Origin of the sequence: Buchnera aphidicola (Chaetogeoica yunlongensis) (genome assembly GCA_039829965.1) — a bacterium.
GTDB classification, from domain to species: Bacteria; Pseudomonadota; Gammaproteobacteria; order Enterobacterales; family Enterobacteriaceae; genus Buchnera_B; species Buchnera_B aphidicola_BA.
In genome coordinates this window covers 90,555-113,830 of sequence record CP139909.1, presented here as the reverse complement: position 1 = coordinate 113,830, position 23,276 = coordinate 90,555, and the positions used below count along the sequence as shown (strand labels likewise).

At 25.0% G+C, this 23,276-nt stretch carries 19 protein-coding genes and 1 tRNA gene; 4 read left to right on the top strand and 16 right to left on the bottom strand.

Annotation, left to right across the window (positions count from 1 at the left end; all coding sequences use genetic code 11):
- Positions 1–67: 67 nt before the first annotated feature.
- Positions 68–144, top strand: a tRNA-Val gene (locus tag UAR70_00530).
- A 42-nt stretch (positions 145–186) separates the two neighbouring features.
- Positions 187–1,497, top strand: a complete 1,311-nt coding sequence (tilS, locus tag UAR70_00525; protein ID XBC39836.1) for a tRNA lysidine(34) synthetase TilS — start codon at positions 187–189, stop codon at positions 1,495–1,497.
- Positions 1,498–1,558: 61 nt separating this feature from the next.
- On the opposite strand, the gene metG is transcribed toward tilS, so the two are convergent.
- From metG to smrB, 12 genes are all read right to left on the bottom strand, one after another.
- Positions 1,559–3,184 carry a methionine--tRNA ligase gene (gene metG, locus UAR70_00520; GenBank protein XBC39835.1) on the bottom strand — a complete coding sequence of 542 codons (1,626 nt, stop codon included), beginning with the start codon at positions 3,182–3,184 and terminating at the stop codon, positions 1,559–1,561.
- Positions 3,185–3,277: 93 nt separating this feature from the next.
- A complete protein-coding gene (dcd, locus tag UAR70_00515) occupies positions 3,278–3,844 on the bottom strand; it encodes a dCTP deaminase (GenBank protein XBC39834.1) in 567 nt (188 codons plus the stop codon).
- Positions 3,845–3,957: 113 nt separating this feature from the next.
- Complete coding sequence (gene gndA / locus UAR70_00510; GenBank protein ID XBC39833.1) at positions 3,958–5,367, bottom strand: NADP-dependent phosphogluconate dehydrogenase; 1,410 nt, start codon at positions 5,365–5,367, stop codon at positions 3,958–3,960.
- Between the two features lie 151 nt (positions 5,368–5,518).
- A complete protein-coding gene (hisIE, locus tag UAR70_00505; GenBank protein XBC39832.1) occupies positions 5,519–6,130 on the bottom strand; it encodes a bifunctional phosphoribosyl-AMP cyclohydrolase/phosphoribosyl-ATP diphosphatase HisIE in 612 nt (203 codons plus the stop codon).
- Positions 6,124–6,900: an imidazole glycerol phosphate synthase subunit HisF gene (gene hisF, locus UAR70_00500; protein ID XBC39831.1), complete on the bottom strand. Its 777-nt coding sequence runs from the start codon at positions 6,898–6,900 to the stop codon at positions 6,124–6,126. Before hisF ends, hisIE begins: the two co-directional genes overlap by 7 nt.
- Positions 6,882–7,619: a 1-(5-phosphoribosyl)-5-[(5-phosphoribosylamino)methylideneamino]imidazole-4-carboxamide isomerase gene (gene hisA / locus UAR70_00495; protein XBC39830.1), complete on the bottom strand. Its 738-nt coding sequence runs from the start codon at positions 7,617–7,619 to the stop codon at positions 6,882–6,884. Before hisA ends, hisF begins: the two co-directional genes overlap by 19 nt.
- 3 nt (positions 7,620–7,622) lie before the next feature.
- Positions 7,623–8,213, bottom strand: coding sequence for an imidazole glycerol phosphate synthase subunit HisH (gene hisH, locus UAR70_00490; GenBank protein XBC39829.1), 591 nt, complete (start codon positions 8,211–8,213; stop codon positions 7,623–7,625).
- Positions 8,214–9,287: a bifunctional histidinol-phosphatase/imidazoleglycerol-phosphate dehydratase HisB gene (hisB, locus tag UAR70_00485; GenBank protein ID XBC39828.1), complete on the bottom strand. Its 1,074-nt coding sequence runs from the start codon at positions 9,285–9,287 to the stop codon at positions 8,214–8,216.
- Between the two features lie 3 nt (positions 9,288–9,290).
- Positions 9,291–10,379, bottom strand: coding sequence for a histidinol-phosphate transaminase (gene hisC / locus UAR70_00480; GenBank protein XBC39975.1), 1,089 nt, complete (start codon positions 10,377–10,379; stop codon positions 9,291–9,293).
- A complete protein-coding gene (gene hisD / locus UAR70_00475) occupies positions 10,375–11,688 on the bottom strand; it encodes a histidinol dehydrogenase (GenBank protein ID XBC39827.1) in 1,314 nt (437 codons plus the stop codon). Before hisD ends, hisC begins: the two co-directional genes overlap by 5 nt.
- A gap of 10 nt (positions 11,689–11,698) precedes the next feature.
- Positions 11,699–12,598 (bottom strand): ATP phosphoribosyltransferase, encoded by a 900-nt coding sequence (gene hisG, locus UAR70_00470; protein XBC39826.1) that lies wholly within the window; start codon positions 12,596–12,598, stop codon positions 11,699–11,701.
- 393 nt (positions 12,599–12,991) lie between these two features.
- Complete coding sequence (gene smrB / locus UAR70_00465) at positions 12,992–13,522, bottom strand: endonuclease SmrB (GenBank protein ID XBC39825.1); 531 nt, start codon at positions 13,520–13,522, stop codon at positions 12,992–12,994.
- A gap of 412 nt (positions 13,523–13,934) precedes the next feature.
- Between smrB and aroC the strand changes: the two genes are divergently transcribed.
- Both aroC and dapA read left to right on the top strand, forming a co-directional pair.
- The gene (aroC, locus tag UAR70_00460; GenBank protein ID XBC39824.1) at positions 13,935–15,002 is read left to right on the top strand and encodes a chorismate synthase; all 1,068 of its coding nucleotides are present in this window, start codon (positions 13,935–13,937) and stop codon (positions 15,000–15,002) included.
- 666 nt (positions 15,003–15,668) lie between these two features.
- On the top strand, positions 15,669–16,562 hold the full coding sequence (dapA, locus tag UAR70_00455; GenBank protein ID XBC39823.1) for a 4-hydroxy-tetrahydrodipicolinate synthase: 894 nt from the start codon (positions 15,669–15,671) through the stop codon (positions 16,560–16,562).
- A 339-nt stretch (positions 16,563–16,901) separates the two neighbouring features.
- On the opposite strand, the gene dapE is transcribed toward dapA, so the two are convergent.
- The 4 genes from dapE to UAR70_00435 form a co-directional block, all read right to left on the bottom strand.
- Positions 16,902–18,059 (bottom strand): succinyl-diaminopimelate desuccinylase, encoded by a 1,158-nt coding sequence (dapE, locus tag UAR70_00450; protein ID XBC39822.1) that lies wholly within the window; start codon positions 18,057–18,059, stop codon positions 16,902–16,904.
- 205 nt (positions 18,060–18,264) lie between these two features.
- Positions 18,265–20,268 (bottom strand): transketolase, encoded by a 2,004-nt coding sequence (tkt, locus tag UAR70_00445; protein ID XBC39821.1) that lies wholly within the window; start codon positions 20,266–20,268, stop codon positions 18,265–18,267.
- Between the two features lie 112 nt (positions 20,269–20,380).
- A complete protein-coding gene (gene tal / locus UAR70_00440) occupies positions 20,381–21,334 on the bottom strand; it encodes a transaldolase (GenBank protein ID XBC39820.1) in 954 nt (317 codons plus the stop codon).
- A gap of 647 nt (positions 21,335–21,981) precedes the next feature.
- Positions 21,982–23,208 (bottom strand): beta-ketoacyl synthase N-terminal-like domain-containing protein, encoded by a 1,227-nt coding sequence (locus tag UAR70_00435; GenBank protein XBC39819.1) that lies wholly within the window; start codon positions 23,206–23,208, stop codon positions 21,982–21,984.
- Positions 23,209–23,276: the final 68 nt, after the last annotated feature.

The window sequence follows — 23,276 nt, the reverse complement described above, 5'->3', positions numbered from 1 at the left end:
TTTATTTACTTGAAAAAAAATATATCTAAATATATAATTCAAATTCCTAAATTTAACTTTTATTAACGTGTCCGTAGCTCAGTAGGTTAGAGTGCCACCATGACACGGTGGAAGTCGGTGGTTCAATTCCACTCGGACACACCATTTTTATCATGATTTATAAACACTATTAAAATTTTAAAAAATATGCTAACAAAATTTATAAAAAAAATACAAACATATAAAATATTATTAGCATATAGCGGTGGTATTGATTCCACATTTTTATTATATCAATTCTTAAATTTCAAAAAAAAAAATAATAAATTTGAATTTAGAACCATACACATCAATCATCAATTACACCTAAATTCTAAAAAATGGAGTGAACATTGTAAAAATGTATGTAAAAAACATAAAATTCCTATTGTAATAAAAAAAATAAATATAAAAAAAAGTGGAAACATTGAAGAACAATCTAGAAAATTTAGATATGCTGCAATATATAAAGCACTAAATCCAAATGAACGAATTGTAACCGGACATAATCTAAATGATCAATGCGAAAATATTTTTTTAGCATTAAAAAGAGGAAGCGGAATTACTGGATTAAGTGGAATGTCTTATATTCAAGATACACAACAAAATAAAAAAAAAATTATTAGACCTCTTTTAACAATTTCTAGAGAGAATATAAAAAAATGGATGATCAACAGTAACATATCTTGGATTGAAGATTCTAGTAACCATGACATATATCATGATAGAAATTTTTTAAGACATAAAATAATTCCAAAATTAAAACAACGATGGCCTTACTTTGAAAAAAATTGTGCTAAAAGTATCCAAATACTAAATGAAGAAAAAAAAATCTTAAAAAATTTTACAAAAAAAATATTAAAACAACATCTAATATCAAATTCTATTTTAAATATTTCTACACTAAAATATAAAAAAAAGGAATTATTTAAAATTATTTTAAGAAATTGGATAACTTTAAATCAAAATATAATACCATCTTTTAAAATAATAAACGAAATATACAAACAAACACTATTTTCAAAAATAGATTCACAACCTAAAATTAAAATCAAAAATTACCAAATTCAAAAATATAAAAATTATATTTATCTAAACAAGAAAATACCAAATATAGAAAATTTAATTTTAATTTGGAAAAATATAGAAAAAAATTTATTACTACCATACAAATTAGGATACATCACTAAAAACAACTTCGGAACAGAAATACCTTATCCACAAAAAAACGAAATTATTAATATCCGATTTTTCACTAAAAAAAAATTTATTTTAAATAAAAACTCTAAAAGAACAACTTTAAAAAAAATATTTAAAATAAATTATTTAGCTCCATGGTATAGACAAAAAACTCCATTAATATTTTATAATAATAACTTTATTTGTGCATTAGGACTATGCATTACATATCAAAAAGAAATTAATAAAAATTTTAATTCAAAAAATAAATTAAAATTATCATGGATAAATAAAATTTAAAATAAAAAAATATAAATATATACCATCTATTATTCTTTAAAATTATTTATCATAATAATATTTAAACTAAAATCTTTAAACAATTATTTAAATCTATTCTATTTCTTAAATTCTTAAACATAGAAATATTATGATTTAATAAAGGAGAACTAATATCCTCCCATAGTAATGTTATATTCAAAAATTCTTCTACTTTTTCTACTAAATCAGGAACAATAGGTTTTAGCCATGTTGCTAAAATTCTAAATAAATTTATTGCCATAGTACACACATCATGCAAAATTATATCATACTTAACATGTTTTGCTAATTCCCATGGTTTTTTGTCATCTATATAACTATTTGCTAAATCAGCTAAGGAAATTACCTTAATCACAACTAAATTAAATTCACATCGTTCAAACATATTTTCAATATAAATAGAAGAATTAATAAACTTATCATACAACATTAAATTATCTATACGAGAAGAAAGCATACTTCCAAATCTAAAATTTATAAAATATGATACTCTAGAAGCTAAATTTACAATTTTATTAACAATATCAGAATTAACTTTACCAACGAAATGATCAAAATTAATTTCTATATCCTGTACTTTAGAAGATAATTTACTTGCATAATAATAACGCAAACTATCTGAATCTAAATATTTTAACCATTTTTTAGCTAAAACAAGAGTACCTTTCGATTTTGATAACTTTAATCCATTCATAGTTACATGACCATGAACAAAAATTTTAGTAGGTTTTCTAAAATTAATTGCTTCTAATATAGAAGGCCAAAAAAAACTATGAAAATAAATAATGTCCTTACCTATAAAATGATATAATTCGCAATTAGAATCTTTATTCCAAAAATCAAAAAAATTTATATCATGATTTTTATTACATAAATTTTTAAAAGTACTAATATAACCAATAGGAGCATCTAACCATACATAAAAATATTTATCTAAAAATTCAGGAATATTAAATCCAAAATAAGGTGAATCTCTAGAGATATCCCATTCTTTTAAACCAAGTTTCAACCATTCACTTAATTTATTCATTACTGATCCCTGAAAAACATCAGAAGATATCCAAGATTTTAAAAAATCTTTAAAATAAGGCAAATTAAAAAAAAAGTGTAATGATTTTTTAAGTATAGGGGTATATCCAGATAAAATAGAAACCGGATTTAATAAATCCACAGCAGAATACGAAGCACCACAAACTTCACAATGATCACCATATTGATCATGTTTATAACAAATAGGACAAGAGCCTTTAACATAGCGATCAGGAAGAAATATTTTTTTAAAATCATCAAATAACTGAAATATATCTTTTTTTATAATCAATCCTTGTTTCTTTAAACTTGAATATATTTTTTTTAAAAAAAATAAATTTTCTAAACTATGAGTCGAATAATAATTATCATAATTTATATTAAAATTTTTTAAATCACGAACATGATTTTTATAAATATAAGAAATATATTTTTCTGGAGAAAGATTCAAGCTATCAGATTTTAGCATAATTGGAGTTCCATGAGCATCATCAGAACAAATAAACCAAATCTCATATTTTTTCATTTTTTTATAACGAACCCAAATATCTGCTTGTATATGTTCTAACATATGTCCAATATGTAAATCTCCATTAGCATATGGAAAAGCGCAAGTAACTAAAATTTTTTTTTTCATTTATTAGATTTATTAGTAAAATTAATAGAAATAAAACAAAAATAACAAAATTAATTAAATTATAAAAAATATTGTTCTAAAAAATACCTAAATTCAACCAAAAAAAATTCCAGTTTGATTAAAATATTTAGAATTAGATCTAATATTATAAGGACGTACCGAAGGACTAGACAATAATTCAAAACTTAGTGCAGCAATTAACATTCCAGGACGCAAAGATAAAGTTGTTTTACCAAAATTAAAACATTCTAAAACAATATTTCCTTTCCAACCAGGGTCTATGCGATGAGAAGTAGCATGTATCATTAAACCTAATCTAGCTAATGAAGAACGTCCATCTAACCACCCTACTAAATTATTTGGTATAATAAATTTTTCAAAAGTGATTGCTAAAACAAAAACACCAGGATTTAATAAAAAAACATTATCATTAGAAACAATTTCTTTTTTATTTGTTAGTTTATTTAAAAGACTAAAAACCTCACTACTTGATTTACTCAAATCAACACTCTCAGGAAAATTATTACAAAAAGTAAAAAACTCATTACCCAAACGAATATCTACAGTCACTCCGTGAATAAATTCTTGATCTGGAACAGGATGAATTATTAATTTTTTTTTTCTTATCCACAACTCTATATCTTGATCACTTAATCTCATTAGAATTAAACCTTATTAACCTACTATATAATTACTTTATTTGAAAATAAAATTATAATATATGTTAAACAACTTAAATAATTTAAAAATATATATAAAAATAGTAATAAAAATTATTTTAAATGCCAATTAGTATGAAATATTCCAGGTTTATCTATTCTTCTATATGTATGAGCACCAAAAAAATCTCTTTGTGCTTGAATTAAATTAGAAGGTAAATTAGACGATCTATAACTATCAAAATACGAAATTGCAGAAGACAAAGCAGGTATAGGAATACCACAACGAACGGATATAGATACTACCTTACGCAATGAATTATGATAAATATTAGCTATTTTTTTAAAATAAGAAGTAAATAACAAATTTACTAAATCCTGTTTATTAATATACTCTTCATTAATATACTTTAACAGTTTCGCTCGAATAATACAACCAGATTGAAAAATTCTAGCAATCTCAGAACATTGTAAATTCCAATTATACTTTTTAGATGCACTATTTAACTGAGAAAACCCTTGAGCATATGAAATAATTTTTCCTAAATATAATGATTGCCTAACCTGCTCAATAAAATCTTCTTGATTATATATTAATAAATAATCACTAGGACCTTTCAATATTTTAGAAGCTAATAATCTTTGAGATTTTAAAGAAGATAAATATCTAGCAAAAACAGATTCAGTAATTAAAGTTAAAGGTTCACTAAGATCTAAAGCACTTTGAGTCGTCCAAGCACCTGTCCCTTTATTACTCCCGTCATCTAAAATATAATCTATTAAATAATTATTCTTAATATCTTTTCTAAGTAAAATATCTTTAGTAATATCAATTAAATAACTATTCAACTCACCTTTATTCCATTCACAAAAAATTTTTGACAATTTTTTGTTATCTAAACATAATAATACTTTTAAAATAAAATAAGACTCAGCAATTAATTGCATATCACCATATTCAATTCCATTATGTACCATTTTAACATAATGACCTGAGCCATTAGGTCCAATATATGTCACGCATGGTTTTCCTTGATGTTTTGCAGAAATTTTTTTTAACATAGGAGATATATAATTATATACTTTTCTACACCCACCCGGCATAATAGAAGGTCCATGTAAAGCTCCAAATTCCCCTCCAGAGAAACCTGCACCAATTAAATTTATTCCCATACTCAATAACTGATTATAACGATTAATAGTATCTTTATAAAAAGAATTTCCTCCATCAATAATAATATCACCTGGACTTAAATAAGGCAATAAAGACTGAATTACATCGTCTGTTGCACTACCAGACTTTACCATTAATAAAATACATCTTGGTTTTTCCAAAGAAAAAACAAAATTTTTAATAGAAGAATATGAAAAAAAATTTTTTTTAGGATACTCTAACATAAATTTATTTGTAACTTCTACAGAACGATTAAATAAAGACACTGTATATTCATTACGCGCAATATTTAACGCTAAGTTTCGTCCCATTACTGCTAATCCTATGATACCAATCTTCTGTTTAACCATAATTATACTTAACAAGCTCCTAATTCAAATAAATCATTATTTTACTTTTACTCTAAAGTAAAATAAATATAAAATTGTTGGATAATTTAAACTATATAAAATTAGCACACAGCGAATTATAATAAAATACTAAAAAATAATTGTTTAGAAATTACTTATCTCTAATTTTTAAATTTTTTATAATATCACAAAAATCTAAATTATAACTATGTAACAAAACTAATAAATGATAAATTAAATCTGAAGATTCATTTATAAGTTGATCTTTATTCTTAGAAACTGCTGCAATAGATGTTTCTACCGCTTCTTCAGAAACCTTTTGTGCTATTCTATTAATACCACTACTATGTAAACTAGAAGTATAAGAATCATCTGAAAACTTTTCTTTTTTAAGTTTTAAATTACTTTCTAAATCATAAAAAAAAGATAAAGTAGTAGACAATGATTTAAAACAACTAGGACAATTTAAATGACATACATTTCCAACAGGATTCACTAAAATTAATAAAGAATCTTGATCACAATCCAATGTCATACTTACAACATAAAGATAATTTTTAGAAATTTCACCTTTAGTCCATAAACGATTTTTAGTACGTGAAAAAAAAGTAACAATTTTATCACTCTGAGTTTTTTTTAGAGCTTCTGGGTTCATATATCCATGCATTAATACTTTACCTGAAATATTATGTTGTATAATAACTGGTATCATATTATTAACTTTTTTCCAATTAACATTAATTTCATATATTGTCTCTAACATAATCTTATTTCTAAACCTTTATTTAACAAAAATTCTTTTAATGTCCTAATTCCTAAAATATTCTTATGAAATATTGAAGCTGCTAAAGCACCATCAACACCAGCATCATTAAAAACATCATAAAAATGAATACTTTTACCTGCTCCACCTGATGCAATTAATGGAACATGACATATCTTTCTAACTTTTTTTAATTGAAAAATATCATATCCATTACCAACACCATCATGATTCATAACATTTAATACTATTTCACCAGCACCTAAACATTGAACTTTCTTTATCCAATCTAATGTAATTAAAGAAGTTCTTATCATTGTTTGTTCATTACCAGTATATTGACAAACATAATATTGAGCACTATTAGTATCATACCAAGAATCCACTCCAACAACCACACATTGAACTCCAAAACGATCTGCTATCCGACTAATTAAACTAGGATCTGATATTGCTGAAGAATTAATAGAAATTTTATCTGCACCGCTAAATAAAATGCTTTGCACATCAGCAATAGTTTTTATTCCACCTGCAACGCAAAAAGGAATATTAATAATTTTAGCTATCTTAGAAATCCATTTTTTTTCCACTAATTGATTGCTAGAAGAGGCATTAATATCATATAATACTAATTCATCAGCTCCTTGCTTAACATAATGTTGTACTAACGATAAAATATTTCCAACAACTGTATGATTCTTAAATTGAATACCCTTTACAACTAATCCACATTTTATATCCAAACATGGAATTATTCTTTTTGCCAACATTGAATCGCCTCCGACAAACTAAACCTATTTTCTAAAAGAGCACGACCAATTATAATATCTTTAACACCTGATTCCCTAACAATATAGATATCATTAAGATTTCCAATACCTCCAGACGATTGAAGATAAATATTATTAAATAATTGAGAAATATATTTATATAAATTAACATTAGGCCCGAAAAACGTCCCATCTTTTCTTACATCAGTACACAATATATGTTTACATCCTAATGTAATCAATTCCTGAATAGATTCTTCTAAAGATATTCTAGAAAAATCTTTCCATCCATTTATTACTACTTCTTTATATCCATTATCATGCACGTATACATCTAACGCTAAAACAATACTGTCATTTCCAAATTCTAATAACCATTTTTTTACTTCTTTTAAATTATTAATCACTGAAGAACCAATAACTACTCTTTTAGCACCATTAACTAATAATATTTCTACATCATTATAATTACGTATTCCACCTCCAACTTGAATAAAAAAATTAAAATAATTAAGTAAATCCTTTATTAAATCTATCTGTTTATTATTTGAATTAAAAGCACCATCTAAATCAACTATATGAATAATTTTAGCACCATCACTATAATATTTTTGTGCCACATCATAAATATTTTTATTATAATATGTTTTAAGATCATATTTTCCCTGATACAATCTAACGACCTTACCACCTATTAAATCAATAGAAGGAATAATCAATATTTACATCTCCAAAAAATTTTTTAATAATTGAGCACCTACATCACCAGATTTTTCTGGATGAAATTGAACACCAAAAAAATTTTTCATTTGTATAGCAGAACTAAAATAAACATTATATAACGTCTTAGAAATAGTATAAATATTTTTGCATATAGCATAACTATGTAAAAAATAAAACTTAGAATTATTATCAATATTAATAAATAATGGATGTTTTTTACAAAAAATAACATCATTCCAACCATTATGAGGAAGAGGGAGATTATTTGACTGTAGAATTCTTACAGGTAACTTTATTATATCTAACATTCTTACATTTTTAGATTCATCACTATAAGAACACAAAATTTGCATACCTAAACAAATCCCTAAAATAGGTTGTATGCACATTTTTATTACATCCACCAAATTCAATTCATTTAAAACATTCATTACTGAATACGAAGTTCCAATTCCAGGTAAAAAAATTTTATTAGAACCAAGTATCTCATGCTTATTTTCAGTAATATTAACTCGATAACCTAATCTCATAATAGCATATTTTAGAGAAGATAAATTTGCACAACGAGTGTTTATAATGGAAATATTCATTTATAATAATCCTTTAGAACTCGGTAAAACATTTCCACTAATTTTAATAGCCTGTTGTAACGTTTTTCCAAAAACCTTGAATAAACTTTCTAAACGATGATGATCGTTATTACCTGTACTTCTTATATGTAAAGTGCTATTCATTGAAAAAATCAGTGATCGAAAAAAATGTTTTACCATTTCAGAACTAATATCTCCTATATATTGATATTTAAAGTGTGCACGAAATTTTAAAAAAGGACGACCGCAAATATCTAATAGACAGTATCCAGAACTATCATCCATAGGAACAACAAAACCAAACCTATTCAAACCGAATTTGTCACCAATTGCCTTCAAAATAGCTTCTCCTAATGCAATACCTACATCTTCTATAGTATGATGATCATCTATACAAAGATCACCATTGGCAACAATCCTCATTCTAATACAACCATGCGTTGCAATTTGATCCAACATATGATTAAACATATTTAAGCCAGTATCTATAAAATTATTCCCATGTCTATCTAACCATATTTCTACTGTTATTTTAGTTTCTTTAGTATTACGTATTACTTTAGCATATCTATCACTTCTATCAGTTAATTTAAGTACAATTTCATCCCATGTCAAACCCTTCTTTCCTCCATATTTTATTCCTTTAATCCCCATATTTTTTGCTAACAAAACATCAGTATCTCTATCTCCTATAACAAAACAAGAATTTTTATTTAATAAATCATCTAATAACCAATGTTTTACAAGATCAGTATTAGGTTTTCTACATTTACAATTATCTTTTAATTCATGAGGACAAATTAAAATTTCTTTAAATTTTATTCCCTGAGATAAAAATACATTTATCATAAATTCATGTGGGACTGAAAAATCTAAATAAGGAAATTTAATAGATCCCAAACCATCCTGATTAGTAACCATTATAAATTCATAACCAAAATTTTTTAATACAACTAAAGAAGAAATAACATTTTTTTCAAAAACTAATTTATTTAAACTATCTATTTGAAAATTATCTAAAGGTTCTGAAATCAATGTACCATCTCTGTCAATAAACAAAATCTTTTCATGCACAAATCACCCCCTAAAATTTTTATAAATATGATCTATTTTTTTAATCACTCGAATCACTGATTGACACTCAAAAAAACTTCCTATAGATATACGTATGCAATTATGTAAATTAATTTTTTTACTTTGATCTCTAACAATAATTTTATTACTATATAATTCTTTAAATATAATTTTAGAATCAAAAAATCTTACTAAACAATAATTAGAAAAACTATTAAATACAGTATCAACACATTTCATTAATCTTAACTTTTGTACTAACCAAATACGATTTAAATTCAAATCTAAAACTCTCTTTCGCATTATATCTACATTTTTTTTATTCAATGCTCTACTGGCTATTTCAGAAACTGGTATAGATATCGGATAAGGATTTATAACTTTAGATAATACTTTTATTATTTTAATATTAGATAAAATAAAACCACAACGTAATCCAGCTAAAGAAAAAGCTTTAGATAAAGTTCTTAATATAACTAAATTAGAGTATTTTTTTAATAAATTAACCATACTATAAATGGGACAAAATTCAATATATGCTTCATCAATAATGATTAGAGCTTTTCCTAAAGTTAATTCTAATAAAAAAATAATGTCTTGAGCATTAACAATATTACCAGTAGGATTATTTGGATTACAAACATAAATCAATTTAACATTAAATATATTATCTACAATTAAATCTATATTTAATTGAAAAGATTCTAATAAAGGCAAACCAATACTTTCAATTCCTAAAATTTTAGCACTAATTTCATACATATCATAAGTAGGAGGAAAAAAAATAATCTTATCTTCCAATGGATTACAAAAAGTTTTAATCAATAATTCGATAGCTTCATCAGCACCTCTTGTAATTAATATTGTATTTACATCTACATCTACATAAGAACTATATGCATCTAATAATTTTTTAGGTTGAAATTCAGGATAACGATTTAAAGATACATCAATTAAATCAAAATAATCAAAATTAGGAGACTCATTTGCGTTTAACCAAATATCACCATCTCCACCAATTCTTCTAGCTGATTGATAAGGTATTAGTTTCAATATATTTTTTCGAACTAATTTTTCAATATTCATGTCAATCCTGATCCTGAATTATACATAATCTCTTTAAAATAGAATTACTATGAGCTTCCATACGCTCTAACTTAGATAAACACAACACAGTCGAAGAAATATTTAATAATCCTGTTTTATTTAATTTTTGTACTGAAATAATTTTTTGAAAATCTCTTATAGTTAATCCAGAATCAAAAACAGCACTTCCATATGTAGGCAATACATGATTTGTGCCAGTTGCATAATCTCCACAAGAAACTGCTGACCACTTTCCTAAAAAAATTGAACCTGCATTAATAACATAATCTAATAATTTTATTGAATTTTTACACTGAATCATTAAATGTTCAGGAGCGTAAAGATTAGATATTTCAAAACACTCTAATAAATTTTCTGTAACAATAATACTACTATGTTTTAATGAAAAACAAATCGTATCTTTTTTTAATAAAGTTTTTAGTTGACTATTTATTTCTAAAATAACATGCTTTGCTAAAGAAAAACTTGGCGTCACTAATAAAGCTTGTGAATAACTTCCATGTTCCATCTGAGATAATAAATCCGAAGCAATAATACTAGGGTCTGCATGTAAATCAGCAATAATCAATATTTCAGAAGGACCTGCTAACATATCAATAGAAACATCTTTTAATAAAAATTTAACTTGAGATTTCGCTTCAGTTACATAAATATTTCCTGGTCCAAAAATTTTATTTACTTTTGGTATAGTTTCAGTGCCAAACGCCATAGCAAAAATTGCTTGTGCGCCACCAATCTGAAATACCTTTTTTATACCACAAATTTTACTAACATATAAAATTTCAGAGGAAATAGGAGGAGGTGAACATATAATAATATTTTTACATTTTGCTATGTTAGCTGGAATAGCTAACATTAAAGCCGTAGAAATTAATGGTGAAACTCCACCAGGAATATACAATCCAATAGATTGAATAGGCCTAATAATTTGTTTACAAAGTATCCCTGATTGAATTTCAAAATCCATAAGATCTACGTTTTGTCGCTGATGAAATTTTAAAATATTATTTTTAGCTACTTCTATAAATTTTTTAACTTTTAAATTAAGGACGAACTCTGAATCAAATATTTGCTTTTCACTAATTGAAAAAGAAGATAACTCTACATTATCAAAACTTTTAGTATATTTCCTAATAGCTTCATCTCCAATACTTTTCACATCGTTAAAAATTTTACTTACTACTTTTTTAACGTATATATCATTACTATTAAAATTACTTGGTCGTGATAATACCTTTTTTTTTATTTCAACACCACAATCTTTCCAATGTAAAATTTTAATATTCTGATTCATATATTTAAACTTACTCCATCATTTTTTCAATTGGTAATACTAAAATAGAACTTGCTCCCAATAATTTTAACTTTTCCATAGTTTCCCAAAATAACGTTTCACTACTTACCATATGCATAGCTACACGAGTATTATCTCCAGCTAATTTTAATATTGTAGGTTTTTCTGCACCATGTAATAATTCCATAATGTGTTCTAAACAATTAATAGGAGCATGTAACATAATATATTTTGATTCTCTAGCTTTAATTACACCTTGAATACGTGTCATTAACTTATCTATAATATTTTTTTTTTTCGAAGAAATAACACCTGTTTTACAAATAAGACATGCTTTAGAAAAAAAAATTACTTCAACTTCACGTAATCCATTAGCTTCTAAAGTAGCGCCTGTAGATACTAAATCACAAATAGCATCAGCTAAACCAGCACGAGGAGCCACTTCAACTGAACCATTAAGCATGCATGATTTAAAAATTAGTTTTTTTTTATCTAAATACTGCTTTAATAAATGAGGATATGAAGTAGCAATTCTAGTATTATTCAAACAATAAATATTTTTATATACCTTATTTATAGGAATAGCTAAAGACAATCTACATACTCCAAAATCCAAACGTCCTAATTTCACATAGGAATAGTTTTCTAATTGAATTTTTCGATTCAAAACTTCTTCTTCTAATACATTTTCTCCAATAATACCTATATCTACTACCTTGTCCATAACTAAACCAGGAATATCATCATCTCTAACACACATGACATCTATAGGCATATTCTCTGAATATGCAATTAATTTTTGCTTATGCAAATTAATTTTAATACCACAACGCATCAATAAATCTTTCGAATCATCACTTAATCTTCCAGTCCGTTGCATTGCAATTCGCAATCGATTATTATTAATCATATTCAACTTATAATCCTATGAATAAATTATATTTAATATTTTATATATACTAATGATTTATAGACTCAAATCTAATGTTGCAAATTAATTAATTATAAAATTTTCCTTGTTATATAAAATTCATTAAAAAATAGGTTAAACAAAGGTTTTTGTTTCACTAAATTTTTAACTGACAATATATTTAAATATCATCAATTAAAGATAATTTTATAATTATACATTTATAATATTGTAACTAAAAAAATATATTTTAATAAATCTAATAATTCAACTATACCTAATATTTTCATAGTAAAGATAAACAGAATTTATTACTTTTTTTTTTTAAATTATATATAAAAAATTAAAATAACATAGATAATTTTCAAAAAATAAAATTAATTTTTACTCATATCAATTACTTAAATCAAGTAGAAATAAAATTTCTGTACTATTGCCAACTTTTTTTTGAACCTTATAAAAAGCTATTATATTAGGATGCCTAGAAAGCCATATTGGTATTTGCTTTTTTAAAACATTTTTACCATGACCATGAATAATACTTGCACATATAAAATTTTCTTTATAACAAATATTTAATAACTCTCCTAATTTTTTTTTAGCTTCTAATTGATTTAACCCGTGTAAATCAAGAATAATCTCCGGCATATATTGCCCTATCTTCAATTTTTTACATTTAGCATAATCATTTCTACTACGCATATAAAAAATAGAATTTTGATCAAATGACGTTTGAAATTTACAACATGAAAAATAATGACAATGAACATCTCGTTCATACATATCTTTTTTTATTTTCACATTATTTTTAATTTTACCACGTCTAGATTGAAAAATAGTATCCTGTTTTATTTTACGTATTCCACTAAATTCTTGATATAATAAAAATAAATCTTCAGTTAAAAATGAAACATTTTTATTCATTATTAATTACCAAAATTATATAAATCAAACTATTTAAAATAAATGAACATAACTCAAATAAAAAAACTGATTAATATAAAAAATTTTTATTAAATTAAAAAATTAAAAATATTATTCTAATAAAAATTATAAAAAAATACATTCAATTTTTAGACAAATAAAACTTCAAACTATATAAAGTTTTTAATAATATGCCATGAAAATAAAATTTTATCATCATAATCTACAAAATACATACAAAAATTACAAAATAATTAATTTACTTAATTCTTAACAAATGAAAATTCTTACCCATCTCTAATTAATATAAATAAAACTATATTTTTATCAAATTTTATAAATTATTACAAAATACATTAAATTTACTTTACAATGAATTTTAAAATTAAATATCAATTATAGGAATGAACACATGGCTGGAAATTCTATAGGGAAGCTATTTCAAGTTACAACATTTGGAGAATCTCACGGATTAAAACTAGGATGTATAATAGATGGAACACCACCAGGTTTAAAAATATCAGAAGGAGACTTGCAAAAAGAACTAAATAGAAGACGACCAGGAACATCTAAATATACTACACAAAGAAGAGAAGAAGATAAAGTTACTATTCTATCTGGAGTGTATCAAGGAAAAACAACAGGAACAAGTATCGGACTAATCGTTAAAAATACAGATCAAAGACCACAAGATTACACAAAAATAAATACATTATATAGACCAGGACACGCTGATTTTACTTATCAAAAAAAATATGGAATTAGAGATCCAAGAGGTGGAGGTAGATCATCTGCTAGAGAAACAGTTATGAGGGTAGCAGCAGGTGCTATTGCAAAAAAATATTTATATGACAATTATAAAATTATTATTCGAGGTTATTTAACACAAATAGGAAATATTATTTGCAAATTTTCATCTTGGAATGAAGTAAATACTAATCCATTTTTTTGCCCTAATCAAAAACAAATAATAAATATCAGTACACTAATAAAAAATCTCAAAAAAGAAGGAGATTCTATAGGAGCAAAAATAAAAATAATCTCTGAAAATGTGCCTATAGGTTTAGGAGAACCTGTATTTGATCGATTAGATGCTGATTTAGCTCATTCATTAATGAGTATTAATGCAGTTAAGGGTGTAGAAATTGGAGATGGTTTTAAAGTAGTTAATCAAAAAGGAAGTCAACATCGAGATGAAATGAACAAATACGGTTTTATAAGCAATCATTCAGGAGGTATTTTAGGAGGAATTAGCACTGGAGAAAATATTGTCACTACAATAGCACTAAAACCAACCTCAAGCATAAAGAAAATAGGAAATACAGTAAATATAAATGGAGATAATAGTGAAATTTCTATTTCTGGAAGACATGATCCATGTGTAGGTATACGAGCTGTTCCAATAGCAGAAGCTATGATTTCCATAACACTAATGGACCATATATTAAGATATCGAGGACAATGTGTAAAACCTAAATAAATTATAAAATAACAAAACTTACTATAAAACATAAATGAATAATTTGATAAATAAAAAATACGTAAAATAATAAATATTATTTATTTTTTTAATTAAATTAAAAAATATAAAAACTCACTAAAAATTTTTAAATATTAGTTTCTATTAAAAAAAATCCATAGCAATAATCAAATGAAATCCATATGCATACTTAACTAACAAATATATAAAAAAAATACAAATATTACTCTAAACTATTTTAATATTTCATAACAAAAATACTATTAAATTATATATTAAAAATAAAAAACTAAAAATTTTAACATTTAAAATATTTTATACTTCTTAATTAATAAATAATTTTAACGATTAATAAAACATATCTAGTTTTATAAAATTACAAAAATATATAAATATACATAAAAATTTTTATTAATACTTGAAATATATCTCAAAAAAAATTTTTTAAAAATTTAAACATTACAATTTTTAGTAATATACTAAACACTATCAATACTTTATCAAATCAAGATAAACTAAAAGTTGATACATAAATTTAATTAATTTTTAATATATATGTTTACACAATACATATAAACATTCTCATCTATTTTACATAAAACAATATTGTACAAAACCATTCAAAAAATAACTAAAATTTATTTTATTAATGAGAGAAATAAAAACATGTTTAAAGGTAGTATTGTTGCTCTTATTACACCCATGAATAAACATGGGAAAATTTGCGAACAAAGCTTAAACAACTTAATTAATTATCATATAAATAATGGAACAACCGCAATTGTTTCAGTTGGAACAACTGGAGAATCATCTACTCTTAGTCAAAAAGAACATATTAATGTTGTAATGTTAACATTAGAAATAGCTAATAACAGAATTCCTATAATAGCTGGAACCGGTGCTAATGCAACATCAGAAGCCATTTTATTAACAAAAAAGTTTGAACACACAGGAATATCTGCATGTTTAACAGTAACTCCTTATTATAATCGTCCTACTCAAGAAGGACTATATCAACATTTCAAAGCTATTTCAGAAAATACGCATTTACCACAAATTCTTTATAATGTTCCAATACGTACTGGATGCGACTTAATACCCAAGACAATCATTAAATTATCTAAATTAAAAAATATTATTGGAATAAAAGAAGCTACTGGAGATTTATCTCGTGTTCAAAAAATAAAACAATTCGTTAAAAAAAAATTCCTTATACTTAGTGGAGATGATACAACTTTTTTAGATTTTATGCAATTAGGTGGACAAGGTATAATATCAGTTACAGCTAACATAGCTGCAATAGAAATGAGTAAAATTTGTAAATTAGCTCTATCTAACAATTTTCAATCAGCAAGATTATTAAATAATTATTTACTACCACTGCATTACGGACTATTTTATGAACCTAATCCAATCCCAATCAAATGGTTAGCTAAAAAAATAGGTTTAATCAAATCAGATAAATTACGTTTACCCATGACTTCTATTTCAGACAAAACTCGTTTAATTTTAGAAAAAGCACTAAATTTTTCTAAAAATTTTTACAATAAAACTATTTAATCACTTTTTCTCAAATAAGAATTTTAAAATATAAATAACTTATATATAAAATATATAAAAATATTAATAATATTAAATATTAATATTGAATAATATAATAAACTAAAAAATTTTAAACAATATTTAATAAATATAAATTTTACATAAAATATACAGCTAAAAATTACTAAAACATAACTATTAATAAAATATAAATTTTATTAACTTATAATATGAACACCATAGCAGAGTATCATCAGAAAAATTGAGATACTCTGTAAATAAAAATTACGAAAACAATTTAAAATTTTTACTTTAAAATATCAAAATACTAATAAAAAAACTAAAATTTATAAAAAATTACACATTTTTATCACTCTCTGACTCTATTTTAAAAAACAATCGTGTAATAATATTTTCATACATTAAACTGAGAACTTCTAAATCTTCAACTTTAGTTTTTTCATTAACTTTATGAATAGTTTTATTCACTAAACCTAATTCTATAATTTCAGAACATATTTTAGAAATAAAACGACCATCAGAAGTTCCTCCTGACGTAGATAATTTAGGAACAATATTACAAACACTTTTAATTGATTGAATTACTACATCTGATAATAAACCAATCTTAGTTAAAAATGGATCTCCAGATAAATTCCAATTTATCGAATATTCAATATTACTATTACTTAACAATTCTTGTACTTTTTCTTTAATTTCACTACTTGTAATTTCATTATTAAAACGAAAATTAAATTTAACCGTTAATTTACATGGAATCATGTTACTACTAATAGATTGAGATTTGATTTCATAAATTTGAACACTAGTTGAAGCAAAAAATTTGTTTTGTCTACCCCAACAAGTAGATAACAATTCTTTAAGAAAAAAAATTGTTTGATGTATAGGATTATCAAATAACTTAGAGTATGCTATATGTTTTTGAATACTATAAATACGTATACAGGCTGTTATAGAACCCCTACGACCATATTTTATCACATCACCCAAACGTTTTACACTAGATGGTTCACCAATAATACAATAATCAATACTTTCTTTTCGATGAATTAAATTCAAAATTACTTTTTTAGTTCCATCTAATGCTTGAGATTCCTCATCTGAAGTAATTAAAAAAGCCAAACGTCCTTTAAAATTAGGATATTTTTTAATATATCTTTCAACAGCTATAATCATAGCTGATAATGCGCCCTTCATATCCACAATTCCTCGTCCAAAAAAATTACCTCGATAAATTGTAGGAGAAAAAGGAGGAAACTTCCAATGATCTAAGTTACCTGCAGAAACAACATCCGTATGTCCAGCAAACATTAAAGTGTTACCACTACCCTTACATGCCCAAATATTACTAGTATTATTTATGTTAATCTGTTCTACCGAAAAACCAAGACCAATCAATCTATTAGAAATTAATTCCTGACATCCTAAATCCATAGGACTAACAGAAGGAATGCTAATTAACTGTTTAGCAAAATTAATAACAGAAGAAGTCATAAAAAATATTCCTATAATAATGCATATTTAATTTAATAACTTTGTACTAACCGTGTTAAAAATTAAATACACAAAATGCTTTCTTAAGCTCAATTTATAATTATAATACTACCCATCTATAAAAAATCCAACTAGATTCTAAACATAAAATTTTTACTTTCTAAAAGGGGTTTAAATTTAAAACCCCCTTTAATATATTTAATAATTATTTAGATGTTAAATAAGATATAATTTTTTTAGAAATATTATCAGGATGAAATCCAAATTTTTTAAATAATTGACTTTCAGATCCGGATTCTCCAAAACAATCTAATCCAATTATTAATCCTTCTAATCCAACATATTTATACCAAAAATTAGATACACCAGATTCAATTGCAATACGATAAGTAATACATTTAGGAAGTATTAATTCTTTATAAGTTTCATCTTGACTATCAAAAACATTCGTAGATGGCATAGATACTACTCGTAAAAAATACCCTTTTTTTAATAAAATACTAGAAACTTCTACCGCTATTTGAACTTCTGATCCAGTAGAAATTATAATACCTTTAAGATTTTTTTTACTTTCATTACCTAAAATATACCCTCCTCGAATAATATTTTTAATTTGTTGAGGTTGTCTTTCTATAAAAGATAAGTTTTGACGAGATAAAATAATAGCTGAAGAACAACTTTTCCTTTCTAGAGCATATTTCCACGAAATAGCTGTTTCAAGTTGATCACAAGGTCTCCAAACATTCATATTAGGAATTAATCTTAGTGAAGATAACTGTTCTACTGGTTGATGCGTAGGACCATCTTCACCTAAACCAATAGAATCATGAGTGTATATAAATATATTACGAGTATTCATTAATGACGACATACGCACAGCACCACGCGCATAATCCATGAATGCTAGAAAGGTTGAAGTATACGGTATAAATCCTCCATGATGTGCTATTCCATTAGAAATAGAAGTCATACCAAATTCACGAACACCATAATGTATATAATTTCCAGATGAATGTTCTTTAATAGATTTAGAATTTGACCACATACTTAAATTACTTGGCGATAAATCAGCTGAACCACCAAGTAGTTCGGGTAATAATTTCCCTACAAACTCTAATACATTATTTGATGCAACACGAGTAGATATACTTTTAGGACTTAAACATAAATTCATAAAAAATTTATTAAAATCACTCATCCACATATTCGGCATATCTTTGTTCATACGTCTAATATATTCATTAGCTAAATCAGGATATTTCTTACGATAAGAATTAAACTTCTGAATCCAATCATTTTCTAAAATTTCTCCTTGAAGATCAAAATTCCAACAATCATAAATATCTTGAGGTATGAAAAAAGGATCATAATTCCACTTCAAACTTCTTTTTGTTAATAATATTTCTTCATCGCCTAAAGGTGCTCCATGTGACGTCTCAAGTCCTGATTTATTAGGAGATCCAAAACCAATAATAGTATTACAAATAATAATAGATGGCTTATGTATAACTGATAAAGCTTCTCGAATTGCATTAGAAATAGATTTATGATCATGACCATCTACATTAGACACAACATGCCAATTATATGCTCTAAACCTGCCAGCTGTATCATCAGTAAACCATTCATCTACTTTTCCATCTATTGATATTCCATTATTATCATAAAATACAATTAATTTCCCTAATTTTAAAGTACCAGCTAGAGAACACACTTCATGAGAAATCCCTTCCATTAAACATCCATCACCCACAAAAACCCAAGTATAATGATCAATTATATTGTAATCGACTGTATTAAAAATAGAACCCAATGTATGTTCAGCAATTGCCATACCTACAGCTGTTCCTAAACCCTGTCCTAACGGACCAGTAGTTATTTCTACACCGGGAGTAATTCCAACTTCAGGATGACCTGGAGTTTTAGAATTTAATTGTCGAAAATTTTTTAAATCATCAATAGATATATTATATCCAGTAAGGTGTAATATACTGTATAATAATATTGAACCATGTCCATTAGAAAGAACAAAACGATCCCTATTATGCCATGATGGATTTTTAGGATTATGCTTAAAAAATTCTCGCCACAGTACCTCTGCAATATCAGACATACCCATAGGCATTCCAGGATGTCCAGAATTAGCTTTTTGAACTGCATCCATACTTAATACACGAAGAGCATTGGCTAATCTTCTACGTAAACACATAAAAATTCCTTAACTAAAATAAAATAAAAACTAAATACAACACCATAAATATGGTACTAACTACTATTATAAAATTTAAATTAATTAACAATTTTTTTATAAAATGAATATATTAAATTTTACTTCTAACAATATTTTCTAATTCTTTCTGATCTATTCCAAATTGACGTATACCTTCAGACAATTTTTCTACAGCCATTGCATCTTCATTATGCATCCAATAAAATTCACTTCTAGAAAGAGGAATAGGTTTTGATTTTAAACTAATTTTAGGAGGATATAATTCCCTAGAAACACAATTACTACATTCTTGTAATTCACTCAATAATTTTGGAGAAATAGTTAATCTATCACAACCTGATAATGCTAAAATTTGATCGATATTCCTAAAACTTGCTCCCATCACAATAGTTACATACCCATATTTTTTATAATAACAATAAATTTTTTTAACTGAAATAACTCCAGGATCTTTATTAGCCTGAGAAGAAATTATTAAAGATTTAGACTTATACCAATCATAAATACGCCCTACAAAAGGAGAAATTAAAAATACTCCAGCTTCAGCACAAATTCTAGCTTGTGCAAATGAAAATAATAATGTTAAATTAGACTGAATACCTTCTTCTTTTAATTTCTTTGCAGCAAGTACAGCTTCCCATGTAGCTGCCAATTTAATTAATATACGAGAACGACTAACACCATCTTCTTCATACATAGAAATTATCTTTCTTGCTTTGCTAACACATAATTTCGTATTAAACGACAAACGAGCGTCAATCTCAGTAGATACTTTACCTGGAATAATCTTTAAAATACCTAATCCTAAAATTACTGAAATTCTATCAACCGCATTTTCAATTTGTGAAAATAAATTTCCACCTTTTATTTTTGCATAATTTATCGCATCTCGAAAAACATATTGATACTGTGGAAGAGTTATTGCTTGTCTAATTAATGAAGGATTAGTAGTAGCATCTTCAGGACAATGTTTCTGAATAAATCTTATATCTCCGCTGTCTACTACAACTGTAGTATGCTGTTTTAAAGACTCTAATTGATTCAATCTTTATTTTCCTCTAATACATAAAAAATAGTATTTATTACAAAATAAATTCTAATCAAAAAAATCAACTTATCACTCTAAATTTAAAAAATTTAATATATTAAGTATCTCAAAAAACAACAATTTGTAAAATAAGATAAAGCGTATATACAAATTATTTACATTATAATTACACAAAAAAATATTAAAAAAATTTAAAATCTTAACACCATTAAAATATTAAAAAATTCCTAATGATAGAAGTATTAAGAAGGATTTTGACAATAAAATTCTAACATATTTTAAAATGTATATTTAAATCATTTTTAAAATGTTTATTAAATAAAAAATATTTTAAACATAAATATTTAAATTCTAAAACTAGACAACACTACTTTTGCAAATACAAAATAAAATTATTTAACTACTTAAACTCTAAAAAATTGCTTTATTTTAATAAATAATCTCATTTAATTAAAAAACATATACAAAACAATACTTACTTAACATTGTGATAAACAAGCCTAAAAAATTTTAATAATTTAGTTACAAATATTAAAATAATACTACATCATATTTTATAAAAACTTCTATTATTAGTAATATAAAATGATAGTAGTTATAAATACACTAAATATATATAACTAATTTAAAATATATCAATTTAATTAAATATACTTTTTAATAACTAATGAAACATTTGTTCCTCCAAATCCAAAACTATTAGACATAACTGTAAAAAATTTTTTCTTAATCATAGTAGTTAATATATTTAAATTTTTAGCTTCAGAGTCTAATTTAAATATATTAATACTAGGAACAATAAAATCATTTTTTAACATTAATAAACTATAAATTAATTCTTGCACTCCAGAAGCACCTAATGCATGCCCAGTAATAGATTTAGTTGACGAAATAATTGGCGTTCTAAATACACCAAATACTTTTCGAATAGCTTTTAATTCTATTGAATCACCCATCCTAGTAGAAGTTCCATGCACATTTAAATAATCAATTGGCTCATTTAAATTTTTCATGGCTATATTCATGCAATTCACTGCACCAATACCTGAAGGCACAACCATATCGAAACCATCAGATGATGTACCATATCCAATTACTTCCGCATAAATATTTGCTGATCTAGATAACGCAAAATTTAACTCTTCCATAACTAAAATTCCAGAACCACCTGAAATTACAAAACCATCTCTATCATAATCAAAAGCCCGCGAAGACAACACAGGTTCAGAATTATATGCGGTAGATAACGCACCCATAGAGTCAAAAGCACAAGCTAATTCTAAACTAATTTCCTCACCACCACCTGCAAATATTATATCTTGTTTTCCTAACTGAATTAACTCAACAGCATTTACTATGCAGTTAGCTGAACTAGAACATGCTGAACTAATAGAATAATTTACACCTCTAATTTTAAATGCTGTAGCTAAACATGCAGAAATACTAGAAGTCATAGATTTAACAACAGTATAAGGACTAGTTCTTCTAAATTTATTAGTTTTGTTTTTTATAGAATACATTTCACTAACTTGAGATTTTGGTGATCCTCCACTAGAACCAACAATGACACCAATTCTAAAATTATTTTCATAAATATTTTCAGTTAGTTTTGCATCGGTTATAGCTTCTTTCATAGATAAATATGAATAAATAGAAGCATCATTCATAAATCTAAAAATTTTTCGATCTATGCTTTGATAAACTTTTCCTAATTTTATATTTCCACATACATGACTACGCATTCCCCACTCTTTCATTTCTTTAGAAAAAGAGATACCAGATTTTAATGTTAATAAAGAGTTCAATACTTCTACTTGATTATTTCCAATACTAGATATTATACCTAATCCTGTAATCACTACTCTCTTCATTAAAGGATCCTGTAATTAAAAAATATATTACATATTTATTTCATAATATACTAAATCAAAAACAAACT

Bases quoted from the DNA above. Each gene is read 5' to 3' on its own strand.
- tilS (XBC39836.1), top strand. From the start codon at position 187: ATGCTAACAAAATTTATAAAAAAAATACAAACATATAAAATATTATTA.
- metG (XBC39835.1), bottom strand. From the start codon at position 3,184: ATGAAAAAAAAAATTTTAGTTACTTGCGCTTTTCCATATGCTAATGGA.
- dcd (XBC39834.1), bottom strand. From the start codon at position 3,844: ATGAGATTAAGTGATCAAGATATAGAGTTGTGGATAAGAAAAAAAAAA.
- gndA (XBC39833.1), bottom strand. From the start codon at position 5,367: ATGGTTAAACAGAAGATTGGTATCATAGGATTAGCAGTAATGGGACGA.
- hisIE (XBC39832.1), bottom strand. From the start codon at position 6,130: ATGTTAGAGACAATATATGAAATTAATGTTAATTGGAAAAAAGTTAAT.
- hisF (XBC39831.1), bottom strand. From the start codon at position 6,900: ATGTTGGCAAAAAGAATAATTCCATGTTTGGATATAAAATGTGGATTA.
- hisH (XBC39829.1), bottom strand. From the start codon at position 8,213: ATGAATATTTCCATTATAAACACTCGTTGTGCAAATTTATCTTCTCTA.
- hisD (XBC39827.1), bottom strand. From the start codon at position 11,688: ATGAATCAGAATATTAAAATTTTACATTGGAAAGATTGTGGTGTTGAA.
- hisG (XBC39826.1), bottom strand. From the start codon at position 12,598: ATGATTAATAATAATCGATTGCGAATTGCAATGCAACGGACTGGAAGA.
- smrB (XBC39825.1), bottom strand. From the start codon at position 13,522: ATGAATAAAAATGTTTCATTTTTAACTGAAGATTTATTTTTATTATAT.
- aroC (XBC39824.1), top strand. From the start codon at position 13,935: ATGGCTGGAAATTCTATAGGGAAGCTATTTCAAGTTACAACATTTGGA.
- dapA (XBC39823.1), top strand. From the start codon at position 15,669: ATGTTTAAAGGTAGTATTGTTGCTCTTATTACACCCATGAATAAACAT.
- dapE (XBC39822.1), bottom strand. From the start codon at position 18,059: ATGACTTCTTCTGTTATTAATTTTGCTAAACAGTTAATTAGCATTCCT.
- tkt (XBC39821.1), bottom strand. From the start codon at position 20,268: ATGTGTTTACGTAGAAGATTAGCCAATGCTCTTCGTGTATTAAGTATG.
- UAR70_00435 (XBC39819.1), bottom strand. From the start codon at position 23,208: ATGAAGAGAGTAGTGATTACAGGATTAGGTATAATATCTAGTATTGGA.